Raw genomic sequence first — 14,396 nt, forward strand, 5'->3', positions numbered from 1 at the left:
TAAATAGGCTGATTTTTAAATGTTAACATAAATAATAATTATACATGACTATTCGGAGGGAAATATGGCAGATAAAATTAGTTTAATGAAAGATAAGATTGAGATACTTAACAGAGCTGCGAAAGCATACTATCAGGAAAATACTGAAATTATGCCCAATATAGAATACGACAAGCTTTATGACGAATTATTGGAACTTGAAAAAGAAACAGGTGTTGTTCTATCCAACAGTCCGTCTATTCATGTAGGATATGAACTACTGAGCAATCTGCCAAAAGAACGTCATGAAAAGCCTATGCTGTCTCTTGATAAAACGAAAGATGTAGGTACTTTAAAGGAATGGATAGGCAGCCAAAAGGGTATTCTTTCATGGAAACTTGACGGGCTTACTATTGTGTTGACTTATCAGGACGGGCATTTGGTAAAGGCGGTTACAAGAGGCAGTGGTGAAGTGGGAGAGGTTATAACTAATAATGCAAAGGTATTCATGAACCTGCCGGTTACCATAGCATATAAGGATACGTTAATTTTACGTGGAGAGGCGATTATCCGCTATTCAGACTTCATTAAAATAAATAATGAAATAGCAGATGTTGATGCAAAATATAAGAATCCGAGGAACCTGTGCAGCGGGTCTGTAAGACAGTTGAACAACAAGGTTACATCTGAAAGAAATGTGTATTTCTTTGCATTTTCATTGGTAAAAGCTGATAATGTTGAGCTTGATAATTCCAGAGCTTCTCAAATGAACTGGTTGAAAAATCAGGGCTTTGATATAGTGGAATTTAAAGAGGTAACAAGTACTGATATAGAAGAAACGGTTCAATGGTTTTCACAGAATATCGAAGAAAACGATTTGCCGTCAGACGGGCTGGTGCTTACGTTTGATAACATTGCCTACGGGGAGTCATTAGGTTCTACAGCAAAATTTCCGAGAGATTCAATTGCTTTTAAATGGAGGGACGAAATCAAAGAAACTACCCTTCTGGACATTGAGTGGAGTGCTTCAAGAACCGGGTTGATAAACCCCATTGCCATTTTTGAACCGGTTGAGCTGGAAGGAACCACCGTAAGCAGGGCCAGCATCCATAATCTAAGCATTATGGAGGGTCTGGAGCTTGGAATTGGTGATACCATAGGTGTATATAAGGCAAATATGATTATACCCCAGATTTCTGAAAATCTCACCAGAAGTGGTATGGCTCCAATACCTGAAGAGTGTCCTGTTTGTAAGGGCAAAACCGAAATTAAGCAGGAAAGTGGTGTAAAGACATTATACTGTGTTAATAATGAGTGTCTTGCAAAGCAGATAAAGTCATTTACCCATTTCGTCAGCAGAGATGCTATGAATATAGAAGGTTTATCCGAAGCTACTTTGGAGAAATTAATTGCAAAAGGCTTAATTAAAGAGTTAGCCGACTTATTTCATATAGAAAATTATAAGAATGAAATAATTGAGATGGAGGGCCTGGGTGAAAAATCCTTTAATAAATTGGTTGCGTCAATAAATAAGGCTAGGAAAACTACTGCCGTAAGGCTTTTGTACAGCCTTGGAATTCCCAATGTAGGTCTGTCTAATGCCAAGCTTATATGCAAATATTTTAAATACGATTGGAATAAAATTGAGAATGCTGACTTTACCGAATTGATTCAGATAGGCGGAATCGGTGATATTATGGCGGAATCATTTATTAGATTTTTTGCCGATGAAAAGAAGAAGGTTATAGTTCATGATGTTCTAAAAGAACTTGAACTTGAAGAGGTTCAGCTATCTCAATCGGAACAGATTTTTGAAAATATGAACTTTGTTATTACAGGTTCTGTGGAGAAGTTTAAAAACAGGGATGAATTAAAGGATGTCATTGAGGAAAAAGGCGGAAAAGTAACCGGATCAGTTACTTCTAAAACCAACTACCTGATAAATAATGATAATTTGTCTAATTCATCAAAAAACAAAAAAGCAAAAGAACTTAACATAAGTATTATAACCGAAGCACAGTTCGTTGACTGGCTAAATAACGGGATAAAGCCTGAGTAGAAGATTAAATAATTCAATAAAGCTAGTGATTGGCAGGTACAAATATGTACCTGCTTTTTTGTGTTAAAAATACTTATGGGGAAAATGTCGAATATACAGATGCTATTTTTTTTACTAGTGTGCCTGCGGGAATAATTTTAATGATTTTGAATCTCAATTCATGGAGCAGTAAGTAATACTATATGGAGATTACCTGTGTTTCGCACAAAAATTAAAGGAGTATCAAAGATAGTAAGGATATCCATCAAAACTAAAAAGCATGAAATTACTGATGTACTATGGTAATATCTAACTAATTGTTATTAAATCCAATATGTTCTAATATATGTATATTACATTCATTTTTTGAAAAGAGGTAATTTATGAAGAGAGCATGTCTTATATTTTTAACTGCAATTTTGTCATTATTACTATGCACAAATGTTGGTGCAGTTTCTTTGGATTCAAAAATAACAATTATACAAGCTAAGTATGACAATTTAAAGGCATTATCAAGTTCAGATTATGATATAAATGACAATAAACTGCCACTTTTAAAATTTCAAAAAGGTGATAAATATGGAGTTGTCAATAAAGATGGGGTTATTATAGCAGATGCAATTTATGATGATATATGGGATTACTTTCATGGATTTATTATTGTTATAAAAGACGATAAAGTTGGTTTTATAGATGAGAACGGTAAGAAAATTACTGACATCAAATATGATATGTATGGTGTCGGAAACTTTTTTGAAGGACTTGCAAGGGTGGAGTTTAATGGAAAATGGGGCTTCATTGACACTGCGGGAAAAGAAGTCATTCCGTTAAAATATGATGATGTGTTTAATTTTGTTGATAGTGTTGCACCTGTATGTGTAAAAGGGAAATGGGGACTTATTGATAAGACAGGTAAGGAGATACTTGCCCCAAAATATGCACAGATTGGCTATGAAGCAGAAGGTATAGGTACTCTCGTCAGCTTTCGGGGTGGGATTGCTCAGGTAAAGGATTTTAACAATAAATGGGGGTATATTGATGAAACCGGAAAGGAGGTTGTTAAGCCTCAGTTTGATGAAGCATATGATTATAGAGACGGATTTGCTCCATTTGTAAAGAATAAAAAAGTGGGGCTTGCAAATAAGGATGGGATAGTACTTAACCCTATTTATGACTATATTTATGACTTTGGAAAAAATGATATCACTTTCTTTTCTCAAGGTAAAAAATTGGGGCTAATAAATAAAAATATGACTGTATTGGCTAAGCAGCAATTTGACGCTGCTGGTACTATATCAGAAGATGGATATATGAAAGTAAAAAAAGGCAATAAATACGGTTTTATTAATAAAAACGGTAAAGAGATAATTAAACCACAGTATGATGGAGCAGGGTCGTTTTGCTACGGTTTGGCTCCGGTTGTTATAAAAGGGAAAATAGGCTATATAAATATAAAAAATAAGCTGGTTATTCCGGCACAATTTGAAATAATGAAAGATGCAAACGGTATTGAGAATTTTGAGTTTGGAACTGCAGTTGTATTAAAAGGCGGTAAGTACGGGATTATAGATAAAAATGGAAAGTACTTAACGAATCTAAAATACGATTCAATTGAACATAGTTACGAAAATCAGTTGTATATAGTAAAGGAAAAAGGAAAGTTTGGCATACTTGATAAAAAAGGTACAGTTATTCTAAAACCAAACTTCACAAGAATTGAAGTTGTAAAAAATGTAATTTGCGCTGAAGCCAATGGTTTATCAGAACTATTTGGATTAGACGGGAAAGCAATTACACAGCAAAGTTATAGGAATATGACTCCCTGCCATTCAGACTCTAGAGAGTTTGAGATTTTTACCTTTGATAAGAATGGCAAGAAGGGTGCGCTAATATACAGACTGGATTAATATTTCAAGTAACGTGAGAAGTTTGGGGTAAAATACCCCTTACTTACTCTACTTAAGGGCAAAGAATATTAATATTACCTCTGGCTTGTTGCCATTTAAAGGAACTAATTACATTAGCACATAATTATTCAAAAAAATAAAAAATATTCCAAAATATTCATTAGGTCCATTGACACGGTATAAGGCTGATTGTATAATTATGTCAATTGAACTCTATTTTTGTTTTTTTAAAACCTTAAATTAAAATTTTTATTTAGGGGGCGATGTATTTGGAAAGTGAAATTTTCCGATTTGTAGGCATCAGGCCTGCACAAAAAGTAATAAATTATAAGGACGGTTTGAAATACCTAAATTATACTCTTAACATTGATGACAACCTGACACATTCTGTAGCAAGTTATAGAAACAGATATCTCGCAGCAAGGAAAATCCGCTCATACACCACTAAAATCCCACCTTCTTTTTATGATATTATGCATTATATATATAGTCTGGCATCTAATATACAGAAAAATGAGGATATTGAAAAACTCATACAGGATATAGATGCTATTCTTATGAAAAAAGGGTATGCAAGCTCATTGGAGCTTTATTCATTGGTTAAGAAGGAAAATAAAGAAACAAACGAAAGTATATACAGTATACTTTGGAAGCAGCTGCTTTTGTTTGCCTATTGGACATATGACGATCCTCAGGCTCATGAAAATGTAATTACCTCCCTAAGAGTAATAAACCTTATAGATTATTTAACAAACAATGATATCAAAACAAAGAATATTGAAGATATACATACAATTTTAAATGCATCAGTTGTTATTCCAAAGAATTTTTTCAAGAATAAAACCTCTTCAAATCCTTCCCTGAGTGAACATTTCAAAGTACTGGGCGTAGGCGACCTTAAAGTTGTCAAGCAGACATATAAAGGGGCTAAAATGGGAGATATAGCCTATATTGAAAATGTGCTAAAGGGAGAGCTTAGAGAGAGGGTTCACCGGCGGCTTGATAGGACAGAAGATATCTCATTTCTAGAAACCGAAACAACAAAAGAGGATGAAAAGGATCTGCAAAACAGTGAAAGGTTCAGTCTTCAAAGAGAATCCCAAAGCATAATTTCCTCAAATAACGATTTTAGTGCAGGCCTAAGTGTATCTGCTTCTTACGGACAATTTGTCAAACTCACTGCAAACACAAATATATCACACTCCGGTTCACAATCAGAAACAAACAGAATAGCTTCGGACTACTCCAGAGAAATAGTGTCACGCGCAGTCTCCAAAATATCGGAAAGAGTTAAAGAGTCCCGTACAAGTACATCAATAAGCGAGATAGAAGAAAAAAACAACCATTCTTTCGATAACAAAACAGGTGCTGATAATGTGGTTGGGATATATAGATGGGTGGACAAGGTTTACGAAGCAAAAATATTCAATTTTGGCAAGAGAATGCTTTATGAATTTATCATTCCTGAGCCGGCTGCTTTTTACAACTTTATAAATAAGAAATCAAAGACTGAAATGAAAAACGGTGTAAAAATGCCCGATGCACTGAATATAACACATAGAGATATAACTGAGGACAATTTCAATAACTTTATACATCAATATAATGTAAGGGGAGTTACACCGCCACCTGTTAAGCTTGTATCAATTGGAGAATCCTATGATATACCTGCAGAACATCCTGCTATAGTAACTAATGTGACCAAAAAACTTAAAGTGCCGGATGGATACAAAGCTGTGCGCGCATATGCCGGAGGAGGTGGTGTGGGCAATAACAGCGATTTTCAGGTAGTGATAGGAAAAGTATGGAGAGATAAACCCCAGCTATTCGAAATAATGAACCTTGACGGTTATATAGGTGATATACCTGTAGCCGTAATGATGAGAGATTATGCCGGAGTTGCAATAAATATCGTAGTCGAGTGTGAGAGAACCCCCGAACTTTATGAAAGCTGGCAGATTAAAACATACACAGCCATAGTGGAGGCTTATGAAGCTCAGATGGCAGAATATCGCAAACAGCTCTCTGAATTGGAATATACCCAACCAGTTTATAGTAATCCGGCAACAAATAGAGAAATTGAAAAGAAAGAATTGAAAAAGTGGTGTATTCACTTACTGAGGGGAGAGGAATTCAAATTTAGTGCGTTCAACGAAACCGATTCAGAAATTAATATAAAACTAAACAGTGTTCAGAAAATTGGTGAAAATGTGCAATTCTTTGAGCAAGCTTTTGAGTGGGAACAAATGTCGTATGTGTTCTATCCATATTTCTGGGGAAGGAATGAAGGATGGGATGATGCAATTAAAGACACTGAAGGCTCCGACCAACAATTTACGAAGTTCCTGCATGCAGGTGCAGCAAAGGTGATTGTCCCTGTACGCCCAAATTATGAGGATGCACTGGCTTTCTTTACCAACACTGGCAAGCTTTGGAACGGAGGAACTGTGCCTCTTATTGATGATGATCTTTATGTATCGATTATTGATGAAATAAAATCACAGACCAATGATACGGCAGAAGGCGTATTTACCGGTGAACAGTGGGAAGTTACAATCCCAACCTCATTAGTTATTCTTCAGAAGAGTGATGAACTTGAAACTTAGGAATTCAGTGAATTTTGTTAAAGCAAGTCACTTATTGTTTAGATAATAAACAACAGCCTTATAATAGGGGGATACTTAAGTTGAAGATAATGAAGGAAGATATAGAATATCTGGCTTTAGAAGGCGGAGGCGGCTGTGGCAATGCTTTTATCGGAGCAATCAAGGCTCTAGAGGATATGAAAGTAATTCAGCATGAGAACTTCTGTCTCAAAAATATAAAAGGAGTAGCCGGTGCTTCCGCCGGCTCTATAACATCGCTTTTTCTGGCATGCGGATATAATTCCAGAGAGATAACAGACATTTTAAAGCTGGAGAACTTTAATAAATTCTTTGATGGACCTGATATAAATAAGCAGCCGTTTTTAATAAACAATAATAAAATGAGCAGCAAAAGGTTCCTTGAAAGACAAAAAAAACGTTTAGAGGGTCTTAGTGATATACACCTGAAGATATTACAGGAGCTTGGAATAAAATTCACAACGGTAAGATTTTTTGAGCTGGGAGAGTTTCAGGGAATAATAGGAAAATTTTTAAACCCATTGATAGACAGCGTCATTACATATTTCGGCAAAAACAATCTGCCCGACGAAGTACTCCTTAGAATCAAAAAAGGGAAAAGAGATTTAATTTACTGTCTTCATACCGATTTTGGAGTATTTACAGGAAATGAAATAAGAAACTTTTTTGACAAATGGATAACTATGGCAAGGGTGAGAATTGAGAACCCTGATATGTTTAAAAATGCCAGTATATCTGACTTATCCCGTATTTATACTGAGAGTAAGTCATCTATTGAATTTAATATACGGTATATGAACACTTCTATCGGTGATTTGGGTAAGTTGACTAAAATAAAGCTTGCATTTACAGGTACTAATATGCTGGATATGAAAAGTTACATCTTCTCCAGCTTTGATGATATGACAAACAAAATGGCCGCTGCAGATATTGTCCGTATTTCAATGAGTATTCCATTTGCATATAAACCTATAATAATTGAAACCGAAGACCTGCAAGAAATCTTTGGAAGTTCAGACTGGAAAAACCATAGGGCACTGGTAGGGATCTGGGTAGATGGAGGACTAACTAACAATATTCCCATAAATGCCTTCAAACAGTTTTCAAACAGCTCATCAAGGCAAAATACTTTTGGCCTCAGGCTAAACATTGATGAACAAACACCGATATTAAACATTTTGGATTTTATAAAACAATATATGAGCCTGCTTGGAGGCACCGGAGAGGCTCAAATGTCAGCAGCACAATCTTTTTATGATAACTGTATTCAGCTGGATGCAAGTCCACTCAAACTTTTTAGCTTCACACCTGATCCTAAAGATTTTGACAAGGTCAACGCCAAATCTTACGTGGATGTGGTAAAGTATTTTGAGTGCCAGAACGTGTGTAACCCTGTCTGTGAGTTTTATTAAGTCATGAATCAGGAAGAAGCACGGGGGGCGGTGCGAAACAATTGAAAATGCTTCTGTCTCAAAAAATGTTTTGTAAACACAGAATAGTATATTGATGGAATGAAATGTATTAAAAATGTGTCATTGAGGTAGTACTTGATTCTTTATACAAAATGCTATTTCGTGAGATTCATATTTGTATAACTAGTATACGTGGTACATTTTGTTTGCTAGGAAAATAAAAAAGATGCATAATAGCAAAGATGAATTCTTAAAAAGGAATAATAATAAATGGACAAATTTTATTTTATAGAAACAAATAGATTGTTAATTAGAATACTTGAAATGAAAGATAAAAATGATTTTTTCCAATATCGTTCCATGCCTGAGATTTATCAATACCAAACATGGAGACCAAAGGATATTGACGAAATTGAAGAATTTATAAATAAAAATATTTCGGTATGCCCTAACACAAGAAATACATGGTTGCAACTGGCGGTGTGTTTAAAGGAAGGGAAACTGATTGGAGATATTGGAATTCATTTTATAGATGATGATTATCAAATTGAAATTGGCTATACACTTTCTCCTGAATATCAAGGTAGTGGGTATGCCGTGGAAGCAGTCAAAGCCGTAATTAATTATGCCTTTACTGTATTTAAGAAACATAGAATTTCGGCATCAGTTGACCCTGATAATTTAAAATCAATAAAGCTTCTTAAAAAAGTCGGATTTAGAAAAGAAGCTCACTTTATTAAAAGTTTTAGGATGGGGAACCAATGGTATGATGACTGCGTATATGCAATATTAGCAGAAGAGTGGAAATCCCTCTAAAGAATAAGGATAATGGGAAACGAGGTAAGATATAAAACGGTTGACGAGATGTTAAAACTATAAGCATTACTGTAATCATTACTGTAATCATATAGGTTGAAGGCAGAAACTTTTCATATGAATGCTATAAAGACCCCGAAAATGCTAGGAAATTAAGATAATATTAAGAATAAAAAACTACTGAATCAAATCAGTAGTTTTATTTTGTTGCGGACGATGGAATTGATCCATTTGGTCTGCACCCTTCATAGAGATGTTACTTTATAGTTAGGTTTCTTTTATGATATGCCTTTTCCTAATATATGATATAATTGTACATTGTGATTATGGATAAGAATAAAATAGACCTTAAGTATGAAAAATAAATAATATTAAGAATTATTAAGAAATCCGGGTAGATTTAAAGAAAAGAAGAATATAGTTTTGAAAAATACTAGTGCCCCCTAAGATTTCTCCTAAAATTGTTAAGGTAAAGAAGCCAAAAGAGAAATTGTGATAAAGGAGATATGAAAAAAATGAACCCAGCTTTTAGTAATTATAAATTGAGTAGTGAAATATTAAAAGCAATAAGCATGTTAAATTTTAAAAGTCCTACCAAGGTTCAGGAAAAGGTTATACCAGCTGTTTTAGAGCAAAAGGACATTATAGTAAAATCCCAGACAGGAAGTGGAAAGACAGCTGCATTTGCCGTTCCCATTTGTGAATTGGTAGAATGGGATGAAAATAAACCTCAGGCATTAGTTATTACACCCACAAGAGAACTTGCTATTCAGGTGAAGGAAGATATATTTAATATAGGTAGATTTAAAAGGCTTAAAGTATCAGCGATTTACGGCAAGTCCCCCTTCTATAATCAGGAAAAGGAGCTCAAACAAAAAACACATGTGGTGGTTGGTACACCGGGACGTATCATAGACCATATCGAAAGAAATACATTTGACACATCAAAAATAAAGTATCTTGTAATAGATGAAGCTGATGAAATGCTCCATATGGGATTTATTGAACAAATAGAGACTATAGTATCAAGTCTGTCAAAGGAACGTGTGACGGTGCTATTATCAGCGACAATGCCAAGAGATATAGAGACTCTATGCAACAAATACATGAAAGAGCCTATACGTGTTGAAATAGAGGAGCAAAATACAACGGCAGAAAGGGTGCATCAGGAGAGATATGACATAGACCAAGTAAATAAGATAAACCTTTTAAGGGATATAACAATAGTTGAAAACCCGGATAGCTGTATAATATTTTGTAATACAAAGCAAAAGGTGGATGAGGTATATAATAAACTTTCACTCCTTAAGTATTCTTGTGAAAAGATTCATGGCGGAATGGAGCAGCGTGACAGATTAAGGGTAATGAATAACTTCAAGCGGGGATATTTCAGATATCTGATAGCTACAGATGTTGCAGCCAGAGGGATAGATATAGACAACATTTCACTGGTAATTAATTATGATATTCCACAAGATGGTGAAACTTATGTACACAGAATAGGAAGAACCGGGCGAATAGGCAGGGATGGCAAAGCTATTACTTTTGTAGCAAAAGATGAAAGTAAGTATCTAAGCGATATAAATCAATACATTGGCAAAGTAATTTTATTAAAAGAAACACCGGATAAAGAAACTGTGAATAATTTAAAGCAGGAATTTTCTGAGAAAATAGTTACTGCGCCTGAAATTAAAGAAACAAAAGGCGTACACCTTAATAAAGAGATTATGAAATTACATATCAATGCAGGCAAGAAGACTAAGATGAGGCCGGTGGATATAGTAGGGACACTCTGCAATATAAAAGGTATGACAGCGGCAGATATAGGTATCATCAATATACTTGATGTTTCAACGTTTGTAGAAATACTAAACAATAAAGGTGAGCTGGTCTATAGGGAACTGCAGAAAACACCTATAAAAGGAAGACTTCGTAAGGTAAGCAAAAAGGTGGATGAATGATAATTAAGTAGAATCAATTAGAAAAATAATAAAAAAAAGTAACCAAAATATTATGTTGGTTACTTTTTTTGTGCGGACGGTAGGACTTGAACCCATATGTTTTTGGCAGTAATGATTGTATTGTCAAATAAACAGAGTAATATGACTATTTGAAAAATTAAGGAATGCTACAATCTTGCTTTCCTCAAACGCCTTCGTTCCCCAACCCAGTATAACACCACAGTTAACGCCAAAATAACCGCAGCGCCCCATATGGCTCTGACTCCGAATTCAAAAGTCAGCAGTCCTCCTAAAAAAGCACCTGAGACAAACGAAATAATAATTACGAAATAACGGATAGCACGAATGCCTGATTCAAGGTCTTTCTGAGCAACAGCAATATATGCTGCCCTGAAAGCTGAACGTAGATTTCCTGTAGACATGGTTGTACAGTACGGGGAATCAACCAGTTTTCTGAATGAGGATATTTGAACTGAAGAAACAAATGAAACTATAACAGTTGCAAAGCTATTGTGAGCTGTATTAGTAATAAACCCTATAAAAATAAGCACAGTCATTTCAAAAAGGAGAATTGCGGGTGTCCAATGCAGTAAAAATAATCTGGGTGAATTATTCTTTATAGCTTCAGCAACAATTACACCAAGAACAAAGGCTACAATAGGGGGGAGATGTGCAAGCGCTTGATTCCATTCTCCTTTTGATGCATAAATACCAAGAAAAACAATGTTTCCGGTTTGTGCATTTGCAAAAACGCCACCTCTGCCTATATAAGTGTATGCATCCAAAAAACCTCCTACAATTGCTAGAAGTATCCCAAATGGAACGGATTCATATGTGGGGTGCTGTGAGTTTAACTTTTCATTATTTCTATTAATTAAGGTAAAGCTCTTATTATTCATATAAAAAATCCTTATATAGCATAGATAAGACTATGGAGTGTTATTAACGATGATTGATAAATAAAGCTTCCTGTAATTGAATAAAATTACATTATCGCATAAAAACAAGAAAGAGAAGATTAAATAATCTTCTCTTTCTTTGGTGCGGACGGTGGGACTTGAACCCACACGGTCTCCCATACGCCCCTCAAACGTACGCGTCTGCCAGTTCCGCCACGACCGCATCTATTAATTTTCTGTGTTCTCGCTGCTGCATTCCGCATCAGCAAGTATGATTATACTAGCTACTATTAAGGTTGTCAATACAATATTCTAAAAAAAATTATTAAAATATATTACCATAACATAATGTAAATAAATTATTTATTTTACGCAAAATGTGTTGAAGTGAAATGCTACGACTGGTACAATACTATTTAATGACACAAATAAAAAGGAGAGTTATACGTGGGTTTATTTAGTGCAAATTACAATAAGCCGGGACCTGGGGTTGATAAAGATGCACCTCCCAAACCGCGATTTTTTATATTTTTTGAGGTATTAAAAAGGAAATTTTGGCATCTTATAAAGATTAATTTTTTGTACGTACTTTGCAATATACCAGCTTTGCTGTTGGCATTGCTTGTTTCCACCGTTTATCTACAGAAAATCAATATAGATAATGTATTAAGCGATTTTTATATCAGGGTGTTTCTTGCAGTCATTATGATTTTTTTGTCAGTGGTAACGATTGGACCCGTACAAGCAGGTTTCACTTATATTATGAGGAATTATTCCAGAGAAGAACATGCATTTATATGGTGGGATTTTAAGGATAATTTCATCAAGAACTTTAAACAAGGTATGATAATAACTGGTATTGATTTTGTTGTCATGTATATTTTGGGTATAGCATTGAATTTCTATCTTAGTCACCAAGGAATACTTTCAACAGCAGCATCAGCCTTTGTATTTCTATCAATAATTGTGTATTGCATTATGCATTTATATTTATACCCAATGTTGGTAACAGTAAAATTAAGTATAAAAAATCTTTACAAGAATGCATTTATATTTTCACTTTTAAAGCTATTGCCAAACATACTGTTTTTAATTTTAAACATTTTGATAGCGTATGCAACTTTCTATAACCCTATCATTGGAATAGTTTTATATTTACTCATTACTCCTAGCTTCATTGGGCTTATGAATAATTTCTTTGTTAATCCTACTATAAAGAAATATGTCGTAGAACCTATGCAACCTACATTAGAAGATGATGAAGACGAAGAGGATTCCGATAATGATAGCGATGAAGGTTTTTATAAAAAAGAACTGCCTGAAGGAAAAGAATAAAATAATAAAATAATTGAAAAAGAACATGATGCGAAATTTTGCATCATGTTCTTTTTTATTTAATTAAAATAAAAACCGATAAAAAGGTAAACATAAATAAATGAAAATGCAATCTTTTTGAAAATAAATAGTTAAAAGAGAGAATATATGTTTAAGGAAATAGTGATATTAGTTGCTGCTTTTATATTAATGATTATAACGTTAATAGTCTTTGTCCCCAAAGACAAAATAAGGCATGCTCAGGTTATATTCTTTTTTAAACAGTTTATTACTTGGATTTTTGGACTAATAACGGTTGAAATGAGACTTATAGAGTATCCTGTAAGATTATTTTCCTATGCAACCAGAACAAGTTTTTCATTTGAATATTTAATATACCCGTCAATCTGTGTTATTTTCAATTTACATTACCCAAAAGACAGCAGTAAGAAAAAGCAGTTTTTATACTTTTCTTATTACTGTACAGGAATGACAATTTTTGAGGCATTATGTGAGACATACACTGACCTGATTGAATATATCCACTGGACTTGGTACTGTTCATGGATTACATTATATTTAACACTTTATCTTTCCAGAAAGTACTACCTTTGGTTTTTTAAAAGCAAAACACCTTGACTTTTTGAAGGAAATATTGCATAATAGCTAAGTCAATTAAATATTTTTTGAAATGAAAACGACACATGTGGTGCTTTGCACGTAAATCTGATTACGGTACAAAGTGTTGCAATGTGTTTTTTTATTGTCAAAATTTATAATAATCAGGAAAGGGAGTTTTTATGCCAACAACAAAGTTTCAAAGAGTAGTTTTTGCATTTTTAACCGTTATAATCACGGTTCACTTATTCGTATTTTATAATCTTGCCATCGAGATGGGGGGAATGTCTAATCAGGTATTTATAGCATCTCGAAAAGTAGTTGGAATTGAGTTTTTGTTTGCTTTTTTACTCGAAATATTTATTGTCGGACCACTTGCGGAAAAAATGGCTTTTCGGATTATAAATCCGAGAGATGAAAAACCATATATTATAACAACTGCTATAATATGTTCAACGGTAGTACTTATGTGTCCAATGATGAGTTTTATAGCTACAATCTTATATAACGGAATAAGTACAGAGTTTCTTGCTCAGTGGATGCAGAAAATTGTATTTAATTTCCCGTTTGCACTGTTAACTCAGTTGTTTTTCATACAGCCTTTTGTTAGATTCCTTTTTGGTGCAATATTTAGAGGAAAGGCAAAGAATGAAATAGAGGCTGATGTAGAATCTTCCGAATTAAATTTGGAATCAAATTAACAAGAAATTAACGATTTCAAAATACTAAATTAATACGATGGATGTAAAATAATTACAAACCTTATTCATAGGGTACATCCTTTTAACAGCTCCGTGCATAACGGAGCTTAATTATTATTAATTTAGA

The 14,396-nt window shown here is 34.1% G+C and carries 10 protein-coding genes and 1 tRNA gene; 9 read left to right on the top strand and 2 right to left on the bottom strand.

Translation table 11 applies throughout. The annotated features are described in order from the left end of the window. Positions 1-64 precede the first annotated feature (64 nt). The 6 genes from ligA (at position 65) to L323_RS25560 (ending at position 10,737) form a co-directional block, all read left to right on the top strand. Positions 65-2,038 carry an NAD-dependent DNA ligase LigA gene (gene ligA / locus L323_RS25530; RefSeq protein WP_020814479.1) on the top strand — a complete coding sequence of 658 codons (1,974 nt, stop codon included), beginning with the start codon at positions 65-67 and terminating at the stop codon, positions 2,036-2,038. 362 nt (positions 2,039-2,400) lie between these two features. Further along, positions 2,401-3,924 (top strand): WG repeat-containing protein, encoded by a 1,524-nt coding sequence (locus L323_RS25535; protein WP_020814481.1) that lies wholly within the window; start codon positions 2,401-2,403, stop codon positions 3,922-3,924. Positions 3,925-4,187: 263 nt separating this feature from the next. After that, positions 4,188-6,530 (top strand): hypothetical protein, encoded by a 2,343-nt coding sequence (locus L323_RS40545; protein WP_431602527.1) that lies wholly within the window; start codon positions 4,188-4,190, stop codon positions 6,528-6,530. An 89-nt stretch (positions 6,531-6,619) separates the two neighbouring features. Further along, on the top strand, positions 6,620-7,960 hold the full coding sequence (locus L323_RS25550; protein WP_242835250.1) for a patatin-like phospholipase family protein: 1,341 nt from the start codon (positions 6,620-6,622) through the stop codon (positions 7,958-7,960). A gap of 270 nt (positions 7,961-8,230) precedes the next feature. Continuing rightward, positions 8,231-8,776: a GNAT family N-acetyltransferase gene (locus tag L323_RS25555; RefSeq protein WP_020814484.1), complete on the top strand. Its 546-nt coding sequence runs from the start codon at positions 8,231-8,233 to the stop codon at positions 8,774-8,776. A gap of 515 nt (positions 8,777-9,291) precedes the next feature. Beyond that, positions 9,292-10,737 carry a DEAD/DEAH box helicase gene (locus tag L323_RS25560; protein ID WP_020814485.1) on the top strand — a complete coding sequence of 482 codons (1,446 nt, stop codon included), beginning with the start codon at positions 9,292-9,294 and terminating at the stop codon, positions 10,735-10,737. Between the two features lie 167 nt (positions 10,738-10,904). Here the strand turns inward: L323_RS25560 and L323_RS25565 are convergent, their stop codons facing one another. Both L323_RS25565 and L323_RS25570 read right to left on the bottom strand, forming a co-directional pair. Next, positions 10,905-11,636, bottom strand: coding sequence for a YoaK family protein (locus L323_RS25565; protein WP_020814486.1), 732 nt, complete (start codon positions 11,634-11,636; stop codon positions 10,905-10,907). Positions 11,637-11,776: 140 nt separating this feature from the next. Further along, positions 11,777-11,859, bottom strand: a tRNA-Leu gene (locus tag L323_RS25570). Between the two features lie 224 nt (positions 11,860-12,083). Between L323_RS25570 and L323_RS25575 the strand changes: the two genes are divergently transcribed. The 3 genes from L323_RS25575 (at position 12,084) to L323_RS25585 (ending at position 14,269) form a co-directional block, all read left to right on the top strand. Beyond that, positions 12,084-12,971: a YesL family protein gene (locus L323_RS25575; RefSeq protein WP_020814487.1), complete on the top strand. Its 888-nt coding sequence runs from the start codon at positions 12,084-12,086 to the stop codon at positions 12,969-12,971. A 147-nt stretch (positions 12,972-13,118) separates the two neighbouring features. Then, positions 13,119-13,589, top strand: a complete 471-nt coding sequence (locus L323_RS25580) for a CBO0543 family protein (protein ID WP_020814488.1) — start codon at positions 13,119-13,121, stop codon at positions 13,587-13,589. 161 nt (positions 13,590-13,750) lie between these two features. Then, complete coding sequence (locus L323_RS25585) at positions 13,751-14,269, top strand: DUF2798 domain-containing protein (RefSeq protein ID WP_020814489.1); 519 nt, start codon at positions 13,751-13,753, stop codon at positions 14,267-14,269. Positions 14,270-14,396: the final 127 nt, after the last annotated feature.

Source organism: Ruminiclostridium papyrosolvens C7 (genome assembly GCF_000421965.1).
GTDB classification, from domain to species: Bacteria; Bacillota; Clostridia; order Acetivibrionales; family DSM-1351; genus Ruminiclostridium; species Ruminiclostridium papyrosolvens_A.

Excerpts from the sequence above, each read along its gene's own strand:
- ligA (WP_020814479.1), top strand. The coding sequence starts at position 65 with ATGGCAGATAAAATTAGTTTAATGAAAGATAAGATTGAGATACTTAAC.
- L323_RS25555 (WP_020814484.1), top strand. The coding sequence starts at position 8,231 with ATGGACAAATTTTATTTTATAGAAACAAATAGATTGTTAATTAGAATA.
- L323_RS25580 (WP_020814488.1), top strand. The coding sequence starts at position 13,119 with ATGTTTAAGGAAATAGTGATATTAGTTGCTGCTTTTATATTAATGATT.
- L323_RS40545 (WP_431602527.1), top strand. The coding sequence starts at position 4,188 with ATGTATTTGGAAAGTGAAATTTTCCGATTTGTAGGCATCAGGCCTGCA.
- L323_RS25585 (WP_020814489.1), top strand. The coding sequence starts at position 13,751 with ATGCCAACAACAAAGTTTCAAAGAGTAGTTTTTGCATTTTTAACCGTT.
- L323_RS25550 (WP_242835250.1), top strand. The coding sequence starts at position 6,620 with ATGAAGGAAGATATAGAATATCTGGCTTTAGAAGGCGGAGGCGGCTGT.
- L323_RS25535 (WP_020814481.1), top strand. The coding sequence starts at position 2,401 with ATGAAGAGAGCATGTCTTATATTTTTAACTGCAATTTTGTCATTATTA.
- L323_RS25565 (WP_020814486.1), bottom strand. The coding sequence starts at position 11,636 with ATGAATAATAAGAGCTTTACCTTAATTAATAGAAATAATGAAAAGTTA.
- L323_RS25560 (WP_020814485.1), top strand. The coding sequence starts at position 9,292 with ATGAACCCAGCTTTTAGTAATTATAAATTGAGTAGTGAAATATTAAAA.